The sequence below is a fragment of the Streptomyces sp. NPDC104226 genome, from assembly GCF_055584085.1.
Genome location: NZ_JBVJMS010000016.1, coordinates 1 through 15,346, shown reverse-complemented (window position 1 = coordinate 15,346; position 15,346 = coordinate 1). Strand labels below are relative to the sequence as shown.

The 15,346-nt window shown below is 73.7% G+C and carries 16 protein-coding genes and 1 pseudogene; 8 read left to right on the top strand and 9 right to left on the bottom strand.

What is annotated here, in order from left to right:
- Positions 1-22 precede the first annotated feature (22 nt).
- Positions 23-2,170, bottom strand: a complete 2,148-nt coding sequence (gene uvrB / locus ACZ60J_RS36640) for an excinuclease ABC subunit UvrB (RefSeq protein ID WP_469688510.1) — start codon at positions 2,168-2,170, stop codon at positions 23-25.
- Positions 2,171-2,413: 243 nt separating this feature from the next.
- Between uvrB and ACZ60J_RS36635 the strand changes: the two genes are divergently transcribed.
- The 3 genes from ACZ60J_RS36635 to ACZ60J_RS36625 all read left to right on the top strand — a co-directional run bounded on the left by ACZ60J_RS36635 (position 2,414) and on the right by ACZ60J_RS36625 (position 5,391).
- Positions 2,414-3,298, top strand: a complete 885-nt coding sequence (locus ACZ60J_RS36635; RefSeq protein WP_469688509.1) for a glycerophosphodiester phosphodiesterase — start codon at positions 2,414-2,416, stop codon at positions 3,296-3,298.
- A 73-nt stretch (positions 3,299-3,371) separates the two neighbouring features.
- A complete protein-coding gene (locus ACZ60J_RS36630) occupies positions 3,372-3,941 on the top strand; it encodes a methylated-DNA--[protein]-cysteine S-methyltransferase (RefSeq protein WP_469688508.1) in 570 nt (189 codons plus the stop codon).
- A gap of 142 nt (positions 3,942-4,083) precedes the next feature.
- On the top strand, positions 4,084-5,391 hold the full coding sequence (locus ACZ60J_RS36625; RefSeq protein WP_469688507.1) for an MFS transporter: 1,308 nt from the start codon (positions 4,084-4,086) through the stop codon (positions 5,389-5,391).
- On the opposite strand, the gene ACZ60J_RS36620 is transcribed toward ACZ60J_RS36625, so the two are convergent.
- Positions 5,385-5,762 carry a cupin domain-containing protein gene (locus ACZ60J_RS36620; protein ID WP_469688506.1) on the bottom strand — a complete coding sequence of 126 codons (378 nt, stop codon included), beginning with the start codon at positions 5,760-5,762 and terminating at the stop codon, positions 5,385-5,387. The genes ACZ60J_RS36625 and ACZ60J_RS36620 overlap by 7 nt on opposite strands.
- Positions 5,763-6,348: 586 nt before the next feature.
- Here ACZ60J_RS36620 and ACZ60J_RS36615 point away from each other — a divergent pair.
- Both ACZ60J_RS36615 and ACZ60J_RS36610 read left to right on the top strand, forming a co-directional pair.
- Positions 6,349-7,293 (top strand): pseudouridine-5'-phosphate glycosidase, encoded by a 945-nt coding sequence (locus ACZ60J_RS36615; protein WP_469688505.1) that lies wholly within the window; start codon positions 6,349-6,351, stop codon positions 7,291-7,293.
- Entirely contained in the window at positions 7,290-8,231 is a 942-nt protein-coding gene (locus ACZ60J_RS36610) for a carbohydrate kinase family protein (protein WP_469688504.1), read from the top strand. Before ACZ60J_RS36615 ends, ACZ60J_RS36610 begins: the two co-directional genes overlap by 4 nt.
- 20 nt (positions 8,232-8,251) lie before the next feature.
- Here ACZ60J_RS36610 and ACZ60J_RS36605 read toward each other — a convergent pair whose 3' ends face one another.
- Both ACZ60J_RS36605 and ACZ60J_RS36600 read right to left on the bottom strand, forming a co-directional pair.
- Entirely contained in the window at positions 8,252-8,890 is a 639-nt protein-coding gene (locus ACZ60J_RS36605; protein WP_469688503.1) for a hypothetical protein, read from the bottom strand.
- Positions 8,891-9,079: 189 nt separating this feature from the next.
- Entirely contained in the window at positions 9,080-9,778 is a 699-nt protein-coding gene (locus ACZ60J_RS36600) for a nucleoside/nucleotide kinase family protein (RefSeq protein WP_469688502.1), read from the bottom strand.
- Between the two features lie 92 nt (positions 9,779-9,870).
- Here ACZ60J_RS36600 and ACZ60J_RS36595 point away from each other — a divergent pair, with 92 nt between their 5' ends.
- Positions 9,871-11,316 (top strand): WGR domain-containing protein, encoded by a 1,446-nt coding sequence (locus ACZ60J_RS36595; RefSeq protein ID WP_469688501.1) that lies wholly within the window; start codon positions 9,871-9,873, stop codon positions 11,314-11,316.
- Here ACZ60J_RS36595 and ACZ60J_RS36590 read toward each other — a convergent pair.
- A complete protein-coding gene (locus ACZ60J_RS36590) occupies positions 11,280-11,687 on the bottom strand; it encodes a cupin domain-containing protein (RefSeq protein WP_469688500.1) in 408 nt (135 codons plus the stop codon). The genes ACZ60J_RS36595 and ACZ60J_RS36590 overlap by 37 nt on opposite strands.
- Before the next feature lie 140 nt (positions 11,688-11,827).
- On the opposite strand from ACZ60J_RS36590, the gene ACZ60J_RS36585 reads away from it, so the two are divergent.
- The gene (locus ACZ60J_RS36585; RefSeq protein WP_469688499.1) at positions 11,828-12,511 is read left to right on the top strand and encodes a DUF2293 domain-containing protein; all 684 of its coding nucleotides are present in this window, start codon (positions 11,828-11,830) and stop codon (positions 12,509-12,511) included.
- Here the strand turns inward: ACZ60J_RS36585 and ACZ60J_RS36580 are convergent.
- On the bottom strand, positions 12,504-12,761 hold the full coding sequence (locus ACZ60J_RS36580) for an LPXTG cell wall anchor domain-containing protein (RefSeq protein WP_469688498.1): 258 nt from the start codon (positions 12,759-12,761) through the stop codon (positions 12,504-12,506). The two genes, ACZ60J_RS36585 and ACZ60J_RS36580, sit on opposite strands and share 8 nt — an antisense overlap.
- A complete protein-coding gene (locus tag ACZ60J_RS36575) occupies positions 12,758-13,165 on the bottom strand; it encodes a chaplin (protein ID WP_469688497.1) in 408 nt (135 codons plus the stop codon). The genes ACZ60J_RS36580 and ACZ60J_RS36575 overlap by 4 nt, the downstream gene beginning before the upstream one ends.
- A gap of 205 nt (positions 13,166-13,370) precedes the next feature.
- Here ACZ60J_RS36575 and ACZ60J_RS36570 point away from each other — a divergent pair, with 205 nt between their 5' ends.
- Positions 13,371-13,916 (top strand): hypothetical protein, encoded by a 546-nt coding sequence (locus ACZ60J_RS36570; RefSeq protein ID WP_469688496.1) that lies wholly within the window; start codon positions 13,371-13,373, stop codon positions 13,914-13,916.
- On the opposite strand, the gene ACZ60J_RS36565 is transcribed toward ACZ60J_RS36570, so the two are convergent.
- Together ACZ60J_RS36565 and ACZ60J_RS36560 are read right to left on the bottom strand one after the other, a co-directional pair.
- Positions 13,897-15,105 carry an SWIM zinc finger family protein gene (locus ACZ60J_RS36565; RefSeq protein WP_469688495.1) on the bottom strand — a complete coding sequence of 403 codons (1,209 nt, stop codon included), beginning with the start codon at positions 15,103-15,105 and terminating at the stop codon, positions 13,897-13,899. The two genes, ACZ60J_RS36570 and ACZ60J_RS36565, sit on opposite strands and share 20 nt — an antisense overlap.
- Positions 15,102-15,346 (bottom strand): annotated as a pseudogene (locus ACZ60J_RS36560) (DEAD/DEAH box helicase); the annotation flags it as partial. The pseudogene ACZ60J_RS36560 and the gene ACZ60J_RS36565, both read right to left, overlap by 4 nt.

Here is a 15,346-nt window from a genome sequence, read left to right as displayed (position 1 = left end):
AACCCTACTGACCGCCTCCGAGTCAGGCGAGGCCCGCTTCCTTCATCTGTCGCAGCTCCTTCTTCAGCTCGCCCACCTCGTCCCGGATCCGGGCCGCGACCTCGAACTGCAGCTCGGCCGCCGCACCCCGCATCCGCTCGGTCATCTGCTCGATGAGCGAGGCCAGTTCGGCGGCGGGACGGTCGGTCGCCACCGCGGGACCCTTGGCGCCCTTGGCCCCGGCCTTGCCGGCCGACGCGGCCGCCGCCTTGCCGCCCAGCGCCGGGACGGGCGCCTTGAGGGCCTTGCCGTCCTTCGTCTGCCGGTAGCCGGTACCGAGGAGCTCCTCGGTGTCGAGCTCCTCGCGGGCGATCGTGGCCACGATGTCGTTGATCTTCTTGCGCAGCGGCTGCGGGTCGATCCCGTTGGCCGTGTTGTAGGCGACCTGCTTCTCACGGCGCCGGTTCGTCTCGTCGATCGCCTGGGCCATCGCGGGGGTGATGCTGTCCGCGTACATGTGGACCTGGCCGGAGACGTTGCGCGCCGCGCGTCCGATGGTCTGGATCAGCGAGGTCCCCGACCGCAGGAAGCCCTGCTTGTCGGCGTCGAGGATGGCCACCAGGGACACCTCGGGCAGGTCGAGGCCCTCGCGGAGCAGGTTGATGCCGACGAGGACGTCGTACTCGCCGGCCCGCAGCTCGCGCAGCAGTTCGATGCGGCGCAGGGTGTCCACGTCGCTGTGCAGGTAGCGGACCTGGATGCCGAGCTCCAGGAAGTAGTCGGTGAGGTCCTCGGCCATCTTCTTGGTGAGGGTGGTGACCAGGACGCGCTCGTCCTTCTCCACCCGCTGCCGGATCTCGTGCACCAGGTCGTCGATCTGGCCCTCGGTGGGCTTGACCACGACCTCCGGGTCGACGAGCCCGGTCGGGCGGATGATCTGCTCGACGAAGCCGTCGCCGCGCGAGAGCTCGTACTTGCCCGGAGTGGCCGACAGGTAGACGGTCTGGCCGATCCGCTCCTGGAACTCCTCCCACTTCAGCGGCCGGTTGTCGAGGGCCGACGGGAGCCTGAAGCCGTGGTCGACCAGGGTCCGCTTGCGGGAGGCGTCGCCCTCGTACATCGCGCCGATCTGGGGCACGGTGACGTGCGATTCGTCGATGACGAGGAGGAAGTCCTCGGGGAAGTAGTCGATGAGGGTGTTCGGGGCGGAGCCGCGCTCGCGGTCGTCCATGTGGAGCGAGTAGTTCTCGATGCCGGAGCAGGAGCCGATCTGGCGCATCATCTCCAGGTCGTAGGTGGTGCGCATGCGCAGGCGCTGCGCCTCCAGCATCTTGCCCTGCTTCTCCAGCTCGGCGAGGCGCTCGGCGAGCTCGGCCTCGATGCCGCGGACCGCCTTCTCCATGCGCTCGGGGCCGGCGACGTAGTGGCTGGCGGGGAAGACGTAGAGCTCGCGGTCCTCGCTGATCACCTCGCCGGTCAGCGGGTGCAGGGTGGACAGGGCCTCGATCTCGTCGCCGAACATCTCGATGCGGACGGCCAGTTCCTCGTAGACCGGGAAGATCTCGATGGTGTCGCCGCGGACCCGGAAGGTGCCCCGGGTGAAGGCCAGGTCGTTGCGGGTGTACTGGATGTCGACGAAGCGGCGCAGGAGCTGGTCCCGGTCGATCTCCTCGCCGACCTTGAGGGAGACCATCCGGTCGACGTACTCCTGCGGGGTGCCGAGGCCGTAGATGCAGGACACGGAGGCGACGACGATGACGTCGCGCCGGGTGAGGAGGGAATTGGTCGCGGAGTGCCGCAGCCGCTCCACCTCCTCGTTGATGGAGGAGTCCTTCTCGATGTAGGTGTCCGACTGGGGTACGTAGGCCTCGGGCTGGTAGTAGTCGTAGTACGAGACGAAGTACTCGACCGCGTTGTTCGGCAGGAGCTCGCGGAACTCGTTCGCCAGCTGGGCGGCGAGCGTCTTGTTCGGCGCCATCACCAGGGTGGGCCGCTGGAGCTTCTCGATCATCCAGGCCGTCGTCGCCGACTTGCCGGTTCCGGTCGCGCCGAGCAGCACGACATCCTTCTCACCTGCACGGATGCGCTTCTCCAGCTCGGCGATGGCCGCGGGCTGGTCACCGCTGGGCTGGTAGGAGCTGACGACCTCGAAAGGCGCCACCGTGCGTTCGATCTTCGATACGGGCCGCATGGGTCAACCGTACGACCACCCACTGACACTCGACGCCCGCCCGCCCCGTGCCGAGCCGTGCGGGCCTGGTCCGTTTGTCGTAGTTCGGTGGCGGCCCGGTGATCGTCAACCCCATGATCGCCGTACGCGGCCCTCCCTGAAAGTGCGTCGGAAACGCATCGCCGCCAGTGCATCGCCGCAACGAAAGCCGCTCCGCGCCCGTTTGACGGCAGGAGCAGGGCCCATGACCCGAGGAGAACGCGCATGTACGTCCGATCAGCCGCCGCGGCCACCGCCGCCTTCCTGGGACTCGCCCTGAGCGTGTGCGGTGCGGGCTCCGCCTCGGCCGCACCCGGTCCGGACTGGCTGTCCAACCCGATCGTGTACGCCCACCGGGGGGCTTCGGCCTACGCCCCGGAGAACACTCTGGAGGCGATCGACCTCGCCATGGAGATGGGCTTCGACTGGGTGGAGAACGACGTCCAGCGCACCAAGGACGGGGAGCTCGTGGTCATCCACGACGACACCCTGGCCCGGACGACCGACGTCGAGCAGGTGTTCCCCGACCGCAAGCCCTGGCGGGTGAAGGACTTCACCGCGGCGGAGATCGCCCGGCTGGACGCGGGCAGCTGGTTCGGCCGGGAGTTCGCGGGCGCCCGCGTACCGACCCTGCGGCAGTACATGAACCGGGTCCAGCGCAACCAGCAGCGGCTGCTCCTGGAGATCAAGAAGCCTGAGCTCTACCCGGGAATCGAACAGCAGACCCTGGACGTGCTGGGCGAGACCGGCTGGCTCGAGGAGAACCACGTGGCCCGCCGGCTGGTGGTCCAGAGCTTCAGCGCCGCCTCGGTCCGCACCGTGCACGAACTGCGCCCCGACCTGTTCACGGCCTTCCTCGGCACCCCGGCCCTCGCCGACCTGCCGCGGTACGCCGAGTTCACCGACCGGATCAACCCCTGGTACACCACCATCGACGCGGACTGGGTCGCCTCGGTGCACAAGCTGCTCGGCGCCCACGGCAAGGCGCTGGAAGTGGACACCTGGATCGTGGACGACGCCGCGACCGCGCTGAAGGTCCAGGAGATGGGCGTGGACGGGATCATCACCGACAAGCCCGACGTCGTACGGGAAGCGGTCGGCGGCTACTGACGCCGGCGGTGCCGACACTGTCGGCACTGTCAGCGCTGTCGGCACTGTCAGTGGTTCGCCGTACCGTGAAGGGGTGGACACTCCTGAGCCCCGCGGGCCGCACCTCGAATGGACCGTCGTCGACAGCGGCGACCCCGGCATCGGGCCGCTGCTCCTCGCCGCCACCCCGGAGGGCCTGGTCAAGGTCGAGTTCCATGCCGGACCCGACCGGGCCGAGAAGATGATCGCCGCGCTGGTCTCCCGGCTCGGCGCCGACGCCCGGCGCCCGCCGCCGGGCGAGGAGGTCCTGCTGGCCGAGCCGATACGCCAGCTGAAGGCCTACTTCGCCGGTACGCTGCGCCGCTTCGACCTGCCGCTGGACTGGAGGCTCAGCTCCGGCTTCAACCGGCAGGTCCTGCTGGAGCTGGACCGCACCGTGCCCTACGGGGCGGTCGTGGGGTACGGCGAGCTGGCCGCCCGTGCCGGAGCCCCGGGCGCGGCCCAGGCCGTCGGCAACGCCATGGGCTCGAACCCGCTGCCGCTGGTGGTGGCCTGCCACCGGGTCGTGGAGAACGACGGGGGCATCGGCGGCTTCGGCGGCGGCGTGGAGACCAAGCGCCGCCTCCTCGCCCTGGAAGGGGTACTCCCCCAGCCGCTCTTCTGAGGACGTCCGCCGTGCTCCCGATGCACCCCGTGCCCCCGGAAACCCTGTTCCGCCCGCCCTGCGAGGGGTGCGAAACTGCGGCCGTGACCACACCGTGCGCAGCGCCCGCAGCCCCTCCGCATCCGTGTCGGAGGTGGACCGCGTGAGCACCGCGCCCGGCACCGACCGGCCCGCCGTCGCGATAACCGCCGCCGACCTGCCCCGCCTGCGGCGCCGCACCTCCGGGGTGCTGATCGCCGGCCAGGTGCTGGGCGGGATCGGCGTGCCCATCAGCATCGCCCTGGCCCCGGTCCTGGCCACCGAGGTCAGCGGCACGGAGTCGCTCTCCGGCTTCGCCTCGACCGCCTCCGTGATCGGCACCGCGGCCGTCTCCTTGCCGCTCGCCGCGCTGATGACAGCGCGCGGCCGCCGCCCCGGACTGGTCCTGGCCTACGTGATCGGCGCGGCCGGGGCCGCCCTCGTCGTCCTCGCCGCCTCGATCAAGAGCTTCCCGCTGCTGATGCTCGGCATGGCCGCCTTCGGGGCCGCCTCCTCCGCCAACCTCCAGGCCCGCTTCGCCGCCGCCGACCTCGCCGAGCCCGACCACCGGGCACGGGCGATCTCCGTGGTCGTATGGGCCTCCACCATCGGCGCCGTGCTCGGCCCCAACCTCTCCGCCCCGGCCAGCCGCAGCTTCACCGGCACCTCCATACCCCCGATGGCGGGGCCCTTCATATGGGCCGGCGCCATCTTCCTGCTCACCGCCACGCTGATCGGCGTACTCCTGCGACCGGACCCGCTGCTGACGGCCCGCACGCTCGCCCCGGCCGAGGACCAGACGCGCGCCGGGCGTTCGCTGCGCGCCGGCTTCGCCGCCGTCAAGGCCTCCCCCCGGGCCCGGCTCGCGCTCCTCACCATCGCGGTGTCCCACACCGCCATGGTCTCGATCATGGTGATGACCCCGGTCGACCTCGGGCACCACGGAGCGGGGCTCCAGCTCATCGGGCTGGTCATCAGCGGGCACATCGCCGGCATGTTCGGCTTCTCGCCGGTGATGGGCTGGCTCGCCGACCGGATCGGCCGGCTGTCCGTGATCGGGCTCGCCGCAGGGCTGCTGTCCGTCGCCGCCCTGCTCGCCGGCACCGCCGACGGGAACCACACCCAGAGCGGCATCGGCCTCTTCCTGCTCGGGCTGGGCTGGTCCGCCGGCATGGTGTCCGGCTCCGCGCTGCTGACCGACTCGGTGCCGCAGCCCGCGCGGGCCGCCGTACAGGGGCTGGGCGACCTCACCATGAACACGGCCGCCGGAGTCGGCGGCGCCGCCGCCGGTCTGGTCATGTCCCAGGCGGGCTACGGCTGGCTCAACGCGGCCGCCGCCGCCCTGCTGCTGCCGATGGCGGGGCTCGCGCTGTTCACCTCGCGCCGCCGTCCGGTGAAGGCCGCGGACTCCGCCGCCGACGCCGCTCAGTAACTGATGTGGTAGGCCTTGCGGAGGGTCTCGTGCACGGTCCAGGTGGTCCGGTCGCCCTCGCGCAGGACGCACGCGGAGCCGGGGCCCACCTCCAGGGTCTCGCCGCCCTCCACCTCGATGGTGGCCCGGCCGCTGACCACCACGAACAGCTCGTTCGCCTCGGTGTCGGTGACCACGCCCGGGGTGATCTGCCAGATGCCGCGCACCTGCGAGCCGTCCGGCGCCTCCCACAGCACCTTGCCCGTCACGACCGGGTTCCCGGAGACGATCTGCGCGGGGTCGAGCTCGTCCGCTTCCAGCTCGGAGTCGGGGACGTCGGGGAGGGAGACGGCGAAGGAGGCGGGGGCGTCGCGGTGATCACTTGTGCTCATGTCCCGGGAGCCTAATCGGGGGCCCCGCGCGCCGGAGCGACCAGAGCGTCCAGCGCGCGCCCGCCCCACCCGGCACCCTGTCCATCCTTGACCCGGACCTCGGCCGGGTGCGGGTGGTGCAGCCCTGCGGGGCGGAGTCCCCTACCCGCCCTTCCACCGTTCCCCGGGCTCCGCCCGGACCCCGGCCACATCCAGCCTCGCCGGCGTTTGAGGCGCGGGGTCTGGGGCGGAGCCCCAGGGGGTCCGGGGCGCAGCCCCGGGGGGTCCGGGGCACAGCCCCAGGGGGTCCGGGGCGCAGCCCCGGGGGGTCCGGGGCACAGCCCCGGGGGGTCCGGGGCACAGCCCCAGGGGGTCCGGGGCACAGCCCCAGGGGGTCCGGGGCACAGCCCCAGGGGGTCCGGGGCACAGCCCCAGGGGGTCCGGGGCACAGCCCCGGGGGGTCCGGGGCGCAGCCCCGGGGAACGGGCGAAGGGCGGGTAGGGGACCTCGCCCGCGCAGCGGCACACCCGCAGCCGGGCCCGACGGGTTCGCGCCGCTACGGCGGCCCCGTGTTTGGGGTCCCGGATCCCGCGCCAGGGATGGGGACATGTCACAGCACACAGCATCCGAGCACACCGCCCCGGTCCCCGTCCTGTCGCAGGAGGTGCGCGAGGCCCTCGACCGCGGGCAGCCCGTCGTGGCCCTGGAGTCCACGATCCTCGCGCACGGCCTGCCCCGCCCCCGCAATCTGGCGGTCGGCCTGGAACTGGAGGAGCTGGTCCGCGCGGAGGGAGCCGTCCCGGCGACCGTCGCCGTCGTCGACGGAGTGGCGTACGCCGGCCTGGACAAGGCCCGGCTGGAGCGGATCGCGGGCGGCGAGGGCGTCCGCAAGCTGGGCCACCGGGACCTGGCCCCGGCCCTCGCCACGGGGGCGACCGGCGCGACGACGGTCTCGGCCACGGCCTTCCTCGCCGCGCGGGCGGGGCTGCGGGTGTTCGCCACCGGCGGGCTGGGCGGCGTACACCGGGACTGGACCGGGTCGCAGGACGAGTCGGCCGACCTCGCGCTGCTGGCGCGGACCCGGATCACCGTGGTGTGCGCGGGGGTGAAGTCGATCCTGGACGTGCCCGCGACGCTCCAGCGGCTGGAGACGCTGGGGGTGACGGTCCTCGGGTACGGGACGGACCGGTTCCCCGGGTTCTACCTGGCCGATTCCGGCGAGCCGGTGGACTGGACGGTGCACCGCCCGGAGGAGGTGGCGGCCGTGATGGCCGCTCAGGACCTCCTCGGCGGCGCGCAGTCGGCGCTGCTGGTGGCCAACCCGGTGCCGACGGAGCGGCAGCTCGATCCGGAGCTGCACGACCGGGTCCTGGCCGAGGCCCTGGCGGAGTGCCGGGAGCGGGGCATCACGGGACAGGCGGTGACACCGTTCCTGCTGGGGTTCCTGGTGCGCGCGACCGGCGGCGCCTCCCTGGAGGCCAATCTCGCGGCGGTACGGGGCAACGTGCGGCTCGGGGCCCGGATCGCGCGGGCCCGGGCGGCGCGGCCGTGACCGCCGCACCGGCCGCTCCCGCCGGGCCGGGGGCGCTGCTGGTCGTCGGGGACGTGGTGACGGACGTCGTGGCGGTCCATGCGGAACCACTTACTCCGGGCACCGACACCGCGGCACGGATCCGGACCCTGCCGGGCGGCGCGGGGGCCAACGCGGCCTGCTGGGCCGCCCACGCGGGGGCCCCGGAGGTACGCCTCCTCGCGCGGGTCGGCGCCGACTCGGCCGGGTGGCACGAGCGGGCCCTGCTCGGCGCGGGGGTGCAGCCGCGGCTGGTGGTCGATCCCGCCGAGCCGACCGGGACGGTGGTCGCACTGGTCGGGGCGGACGCGGAGCGGACCTTCCTGACCGACAGCGGTGCCTCGCTGCGGCTCTCCCCCGCCGACTGGCAGCCCGGGCTCCTGGACGGGGTCGCGCATCTCCACCTGTCGGGCTACCTGTTCTTCGCGGACGCGAGCCGGGAGCTGGCCCTGGTCGCGCTACGGTCCGCCCGCGCCCGGAACGTTCCGGTGAGCGTGGATCCGGCGTCGGCGGGGTTCCTTGCCGCGCTGGGTCCGCAGCGCTTCCTGGCCGCCGCGGCGGGGGCCGGCGTACTGCTGCCGAACGAGGACGAGGCGCTGCTGCTCGCGGGGGCGCCGGGTCCGGCCGGGCGGTCGGAGCGTGCGGCCGCGGTCGTGCGGGCGGCGGCGGAGCTGAGCCGGCGGGTGCCGTTGGTGGTGGTCACCCGGGGCGGGGCCGGGGCGCTCGTCGCCGAGGACGGCCGGGTGACGGCCGAGGTCGCGGCGGAGAGCGCCGAGGCGGTGGATTCCACGGGCGCCGGTGACGCCTTCACCGGCGCCTTCCTCGCGGCCCTGCTGGCGGGCGCGGGCCCGGCGGGGGCCGCGGGGGCCGGCTGCCGGGCGGCCGCGCTGGCGGTGGCCCGGCTGGGCGGGCGGCCGTAGGGCTGCCCGGGGACGAGAGGTCAGGAGGTGTACTGCTGGTCGAGGGAGTCGATGACGCCCGTGCCGTCCAGGTGGTACCGGAAGACACGGCCCTGGTTCGGGTGGGCGATCAGCCAGTCGATGAGCTGCTGGAGCGTGATGGGCTGGCTCACGGTGCTCGCGACGATGGGGGTGACGGCCGTGATCTTGGCGTCCTCGGCGATGTTGAGGAACGTTTCCTTGCCGGTGGTCTCGAAGGGGGCGGCGTCCTCGCCGGGTGCGGCGCAGCCCCAGTTGCCGTGCTTGATGATCAGGCTGTGGACCCCGCCTTCGGGGGTGTAGCGGTTGACGGCGATCTCGTCGGGCGAGATCGGCATCTTGTGGTCGCAGGTGGAACCGGGCGCCGGCGCCTTCTTCGTACCCGCCGGGGTGACGGTCGAAGGGGCGGTGGGAGTCGCCTTCTTCGACGCGGCCGGGGAAGGCGACGGCGTGGCCGACGGCGAGGCGGCGCCCGTGGCCGCCGCACTGGTGGCGGGGCTCGCGGGGGTTCCCGGCGCGCCGGCCTCGTCGTCGCCGTTGCAGGCCGTGAGGACCAGGGTCCCGCACAGGGCCAGTGCGGCGAGCGCCGCCTGCGTGCGCACCCGTCTCGCGTCCTGAACCGCCCTTCCGTGACCGCTCATTGCCGTCTCCCTCTGCCAAGGCGCCACCGGGGTGGCCGCCGTCGAAGCGTGGCGTCAACGTAGCGCGCGTTTCCGGCCGGAGCGATGGCCGGAACCGATCGTCACCGTGCCGGAATCCCCCTGTTGCCGTTCCCGGACCTCCGTGACGGGGAGGGGTGTACGCAGACGCGGCCGCGGCGGCCCGCCGGGTCAGCCGGAACCTCCTGCGCGCAGGCCCGTCCAGGCCGGATGGCGCGGATCGTCGGCCCTGACCAGGGCGTCGGCCCGGTCCGCCGGGCCGGTCTCGGCCTCGTAGCGCGCGAAGGCGGGGAGGGTCCAGCGGGCGGACTCCTCGGTGCGGCGGGCGAGCGCACCCGGGGAGAGCCCGATGTGGACGCTGAGGTCGAAGGGGAACCAGTGGCCGAGCAGCAGCGGGCCGTGCACGATCAGCACGCCGCCGGGCGGGAGTTCGGCGTAGGGGCTGCGGGTGGCCCGGTCGGTGGCCGGGTCCCAGAGGTCGGGCAGCACCCGGCCGGTGCCGCCGGGGTCGGTCGGGCCGAAGACCTCCCGCCAGAGCGCGGCCGTGTCGTACCAGCCGCCGAGGTAGGAGTCCACGTCCTCGCGGCCGAACTCGAAGCGGAGGGAGGCCGGGCGCAGGAAGCCCTCGGCCGCCACCACCAGGACCGAACGCCCGCGCAGGCGCAGCGCGTCGGCGAGCTCCCCGGCGAGCACGCCGGTGCGGGCGGCGGGCGCCCCGTCGATGCCCACCCGCCACCATCGGCCCTCCTGGCCGCCCCCGCCCCCACCTTCGCCGGCGCCGCCTCCCTCGCCGCTGCCCTGCGCGTCGTCGTCGAGGTGACCGGCGAGCCGCTCGGCCATCCGCTGCCATGTGATCGGTTCCAGCTGCACCAGCCCATTGTCAGTGGTGGCACCTAACGTTTTTCAGGAGGGATCACCGGCGCACAGGGGGTCGGCGGCCCGGCTTTGGGGAGGGGTCTGTCATGGCTCGGGAGACGACGTATCTGGAGCTGTCCCAGGAGGACGGCGGTGCCCACAAGTTCTACGAGGTCACCGTCGACGGGACCTCCGTCTCGGTGCGGTACGGCCGCATCGGCGCGGACGGCCAGCTGCAGAGCTCCTCCTTCCCCACCGCCGAGAAGGCGCGGGCCGCCGCCGCCAAGAAGGTCGGGGAGAAGGTCCGCAAGGGCTACGCCCCCGCCGTACAGGGGGTCCGCGCGGCCCGGTCGGTGACGCGCCGCCAGGTGACCTCGTCCCCGTCCACCGCACGCGCGGTGGCCCCGGTGCTGTGGCGGTTCCGGACGGGGTCCTCCGCCTTCGGCATCCACGTGGACGAGGACCGCTGCTGGGTCGGGAACCAGGCCGGAGACGTCTACACGGTGAGCCACGAGGGTGAGGTGCTCGCCCGGTACTCGCTGCCGGACGGCGTGAAGTGCCTGGTGGCGGACGAGTTCTGGATCTACGCGGGCTGTGACGACGGCACGGTGTACGACCTGTCCTCGAAGGTGCCGTTCGGGGCGTACGACATCGCGGCCGACGTGGACATCTTCTGGCTGGACATCCGCGAGGGCGTGCTGAACGTGTCCGACCGCGACGGCGGACTGACGGTCATCGACCACGAGGACGAGTTCCAGTGGTCGCGGCGCTCGGCCGGGACGAACGCGTGGATGGTGCGCGCGGACGAGCGGGCGGTCTACCACGGCCACGGCAAGGGGGTCACGGCCTACGCCCCGGACGGCGGGCGGGAGTTGTGGCACACGCAGACCGACGGGTCGGTGTTGTTCGGCTGGCAGGAGGACCACGCGGTGTACGCGGGAACCGGCCGCAACACCGTGCAGCGGCTGTCGAAGGCGACGGGCGCTCTGGAGGCCACGTACCGGTGCGACGCCGCGGTCTACTCGTGCGCCACCTCGCCGGACGGCCGGCACGTCTTCGCCGGTGACCTCGCCTCGTCCGTGTACTGCTTCGACGCCGACGGGCGGCGGCTGTGGAAGCTGGGCACCGGCAGCGGGTCCGCGCTGTCCATGCAGTATCTGGACGAGCGGCTGTACCTGGTGACCACGGACGGTTCGCTGGTCTGCGTCGACGCGAGCGAGGCCGCGATCGCGGCCGCCCGGGAGGGGTCGGTGCCGACGGCCGTGGACGTGAAGTCGGCGGCCGCCCTGCCCATCTTCACCCCGGCGGCCACGCCCGCCGCGGTGGCGACGGTGTCGGTGGCCTCGGTGCCCGCGGGCGGCGTGGTCGTGGAGTGCGTGCAGCAGGGCCAGCGGATGCGCGTACAGGTGGTGTCGGGCGGGTTCGAGCCCTCGTGGAACGTGCAGTTCCCGCGCGGGATACGGGAGCCCGGCGCCCGGTACGTGGTGGACGGCCTGCACCCGGCGGCCGGAGGTTTCTACCGCGTGCGCGGGGAGATCCGCCGACTCGTCTGACACGCGCAGGGCGTGGCCCTGGGCGGGGCCTGCGCGGGGAGCGCGAAGGGGTCGCCCTCGGCGAGGGCGGCCGTCACGCAGAGCACGACCCGCTCGGTGCCGAAGTTGCGGCCGACGTGGACGTGGCGCGGCCCGGCGGGTTCGACGAAGCTGGTGCCGGTGTGATGCACCTCGACCGTGCCGTCGCTCAGGATCCGGGTCAGGGTGCCGGACTTGACCACGGCTATCAGCGGCACGCGGTGGTAGTGCCAGCCGGTGCAGCCGCCGGGCTCTATCTCGACCTCTCTCATCACGAGGCCGGAGGCCACCTCCGCTTTCGGGCGCCGGCCCGCGGTCCTCGGGCGCCCGGCCGTCGCCTGCCGTCCAGCCATGTTTCCCTCCTCCACGGACCGGACGCGGCCCACTCGACCCACGCTAGGAGGACATCACGAGGTCGGGGAGGGTTCTGTGAAACCGCAAGTATCCATACCTACAAGGTGATATACGGCCTGAACAGCGGTATCACTTCGGCATGAGCCTGGTCGTATTCGAGTCGACGAAGCAGATTCACTGCGCGGAGTGCAGGCAGGGACCGTTGCGCCGCCTCGTCCGCGAGACCGGCGTGCCCCGCTGCCTGGACTGCGCCGACCTCGGACACCTCGTCTACCTGCCGCGCGGCGACACCGCCCTCACCCGCCGCGCCCACGAAGCCAGTTCGCTGTCCGCCGTCGTGGTCCGCTTCCACCGGCGCCGCCGCCGCTACGAGCGCATGGGGCTCCTCGTCGAGGACGCCGCCCTGGCCCGGGCCGAGCGCGCCTGTCTCGCGGACGCCGAGGCGCGGGCCCGCCGCCGGGAGCGCGACCGGCTGCGCCGGGCGGCCGAGGACACCCGGTTCACGGCGGCCTTCGCCGCCGAGATCCTGCGCCTGTTCCCCGGATGCCCCGCCGACCGGGCCCGGGCCATCGCCGCGCACGCCTCGGTGCGCGGCAGCGGCCGGGTGGGCCGCAGCGCGGCGGGCCGGGCCCTCGACCCGCCGGCCGTGTACGCGGCCGTACGGGCGGCCGTACGGCACCTCGACACCGAGTACGACTCCCTGCTGATGGCGGGCGTGCCCCGGTTCGCGGCCCGGGCCCGGCTGGCGCCCCGGATCGACGCGATCCTGGACGGCTGGCGCACGGCCGCCGGCGGCTCCGAACCGCCCGCGCAGGCTAGTTGAGCCGGAACCGGCGGTAGAGCAGCACTCCGCCGAGCAGCATGGCGCCGCCGCCGGAGAGCAAGTAGCCGGCGCCCTCGGCCCCGGTGTGGGCGAGCGCCGAGGGGTGGCTGCGGGGCGGGGCGGGCGGGGTGACCGGCCGTACGGCGACGGGCGGCCGGACCGGCGGCTGGACGGGCTTGCCGACGACCGGGGGCGTGCCGTTGACCGAGGTGTTGCCCACGGAGGAGTTGCCGACGCCGACGACGCTCACCGAGTTCCGCTGATGTTGACCGGCACCTCGACGGGAAGCTGGAGCCCGTTGCCGGAGAGCAGTCCCGGAGAATCCTTTCCGCGCCCTTCGGCCACCGCTCCCCGTCCGGGCCCGTCGTGCCCGCTCCCGCCGCCGTTCCCCGCACCGTTTCCGGCGCCGGGTTTCGAGGGGTGCGCGGGATCGGACGGCCGCGACCCGGGTTGACCCGGCCCGCCCTGCTTCCCGGCGCCCCGGTCCGCGTTGACGCAGCGGTTCCCAGCGGCCGAGTTGAGTACGCCGACCACGCTCACGGTGTTCCCGCACACGTTCACCGGGGTGTGCACCGGCAGTTGCAGCAGGTTCCCCGACAGCACCCCCGGCGAGCGCACGGCCTCCGCGCCCGCCTCCGCGTCGGCGTAGGCCAAGCCACCCGCACCCGCGACCGCGAGTCCACCCCCCGCAACCACCGCCGCGATCAAGCCATTCCGACGACTGTGACGCATCAGATTTCCTGCCTTCCGGAAGGGTCCACGGGCTGTGCACCCGCACCGGAAACAACGCCGTAACACCATTCGGGTTATAGCGCCGGTAGGCATTTCACTCCATCGTGTACTGGGTAATCCCTACTTCATGACTCGCCCGCTGCTCCTCCTCGACGTGGACGGCCCCCTCAATCCCTTCCAGTCCCGCCTCGCAGGTCTCCGCGGCTACACCAGCCACCGGATGCGTCCGAGCATCTGGCTGTCCTACCGCGCACCGGAATCCCGCAGCGCCAGGCGCGGCCTGCGCGTGCGCCTGCACCCGGCCCACGGCGCCCGGCTGCTGGCCCTGCCCTACGAACTCGCCTGGGCCACCGCCTGGACGCACGAGGCCAACACGCTGATCTCCCCGCGCATCGGACTACCCGCTGATCTTCCCGTCATCGAATGGCCGGAACTCTTCACCCGCGATCCCGACGGCCTCTTCTGGAAGACCCGCCCCCTCCTGGAATGGGCGGCCGGCCGGCCCTTCGCCTGGGTCGACGACCTGATCACGCCCCGGGACCGCGCCTGGGTCGCCGCCCACCACCCGGCCCCGGCCCTGCTCCTGCGCATCCACCCCCGCCACGGCCTGCGCCCGCAGGACTTCACGACCCTCGAACGCTGGGCGGCCGGACTCAGCCCAGCAGAGCCGTGACCGGGTCCGGGGAAGGGGGGCGGCCCGTGGGCCACCAGTCGTCGTCGCCCAGGCGGTTCTCGTAGGAGTACCAGAGGCCGTCCCGGCCGAGCCGGAGCTGCCGGGAGAAGCCCGTGAGCCGGTTGCGGTCGGGGCGGAACAAGCCCTGGCCGGCGGCCAGGAGCGCCGGGCGGGCCCGGTCGAAGGGGCCCGCGGGCGGGTCCCAGGGCTCTTCGAGGGCGAGCAGGGCGGGCAGACCGCCCTGCCGCCAGGCGGCCGCGCCCCGGGCCAGGTCGGTGGTGCTGCGGCCCGTGGCGCGGGCCAGCTCGCGGTAGAGGGTGCGGGCGGCGCCGGTGAGCCCGGCCGTGGGGTGCGCCGAGGCCAGCCGGACGGCGTCCTGCCAGCGGCTCAGCCCTGCCATCGGATCCTCGGCGGTGCGCAGCAGCGCCAGGGCGCGGGCGGCCGCGTCCGCGGCGAGCTGGTCCAGGGCGAGCGGGTCAGGGGCCGCCGGGTCGGCCGGGTACGCGGGCGGCATCCCGGCGGCGGAGGGCGCCGCCAGTGGAGCGGGCAGCGGAGGCAGGACGGTGCGGACGAGCGCGGCACGGGCCGGCACACCGGGGAAGTCCGGTGTCCCGTCGGGCTGTTCGCGCGCGGCGTGGGCGGCGTTGCGCCGGGTGAGCTCCTCCAGCAGCTCCCGCTCACCGCGGCCGCGCAGCAGGAGCAGGACGAAGGGATCGGCGTCCAGGAGGCGGGCCGCGCGGTAGCACAGGGCGGCGGCGTGCTTGCAGGGGGGACGCCCGACGTCCGGGCAGGAGCAGCGCGGCACGAGCTCTCCCGCACCGGGCAGGACCGACTCCGAGAGGGACTCCGGGACCTCCCGCTCCAGCAGCGCGGCGAGCGCCGTCGGGTCGGCCACCACCGATTCCAGCAGCTCGCTCCACTCGGCGTCCGAGAGGGCGGGCAGGGACAGCTCGGTGCGGTACGGCCGCGGCCGGCTGCCCCGTACGTAGGCCACGATCCGGCCCGGGGTGATGGTGACGGCGTCGACGTGGCCCTCGGCGGCGTAGGTCCGCCCCCGGGTCAGGCGGGCTCCGTCGTGGGCCACCGCCTCCAGGGCGGACACCCAGGCCCGGCCCCACCAGCTGACGGCCTCCAGCCCCGGCGGCACGGTCTCGAAGGTGCGGCGGCGGTCGTCGCGCGCGGTGATCATACGGGCCTGCGCAGGGAGACGAGGTCGGCCAGCTCGCGGTCCGTGAGCTCGGTCAGCGCCGTCTCGCCGGAGCCGAGGACGGCGTCGGCCAGCGCCCGCTTCGCCTCCAGCATGTCGCCGATCCGGTCCTCGACGGTGCCTTCGGCGATGATGCGGTGGACCTGGACGGGCTGGGTCTGGCCGATGCGGTAGGCGCGGTCGGTGGCCTGTTCCTCGACGGCGGGGTTCCACCAGCGGTCGT

Bases quoted from the DNA above. Each gene is read 5' to 3' on its own strand.
- uvrB (WP_469688510.1), bottom strand. From the start codon at position 2,170: ATGCGGCCCGTATCGAAGATCGAACGCACGGTGGCGCCTTTCGAGGTC.
- ACZ60J_RS36635 (WP_469688509.1), top strand. From the start codon at position 2,414: ATGTACGTCCGATCAGCCGCCGCGGCCACCGCCGCCTTCCTGGGACTC.
- ACZ60J_RS36620 (WP_469688506.1), bottom strand. From the start codon at position 5,762: ATGAGCACAAGTGATCACCGCGACGCCCCCGCCTCCTTCGCCGTCTCC.
- ACZ60J_RS36615 (WP_469688505.1), top strand. From the start codon at position 6,349: ATGTCACAGCACACAGCATCCGAGCACACCGCCCCGGTCCCCGTCCTG.
- ACZ60J_RS36605 (WP_469688503.1), bottom strand. From the start codon at position 8,890: ATGAGCGGTCACGGAAGGGCGGTTCAGGACGCGAGACGGGTGCGCACG.
- ACZ60J_RS36595 (WP_469688501.1), top strand. From the start codon at position 9,871: ATGGCTCGGGAGACGACGTATCTGGAGCTGTCCCAGGAGGACGGCGGT.
- ACZ60J_RS36590 (WP_469688500.1), bottom strand. From the start codon at position 11,687: ATGGCTGGACGGCAGGCGACGGCCGGGCGCCCGAGGACCGCGGGCCGG.
- ACZ60J_RS36585 (WP_469688499.1), top strand. From the start codon at position 11,828: ATGAGCCTGGTCGTATTCGAGTCGACGAAGCAGATTCACTGCGCGGAG.
- ACZ60J_RS36570 (WP_469688496.1), top strand. From the start codon at position 13,371: ATGACTCGCCCGCTGCTCCTCCTCGACGTGGACGGCCCCCTCAATCCC.
- ACZ60J_RS36565 (WP_469688495.1), bottom strand. From the start codon at position 15,105: ATGATCACCGCGCGCGACGACCGCCGCCGCACCTTCGAGACCGTGCCG.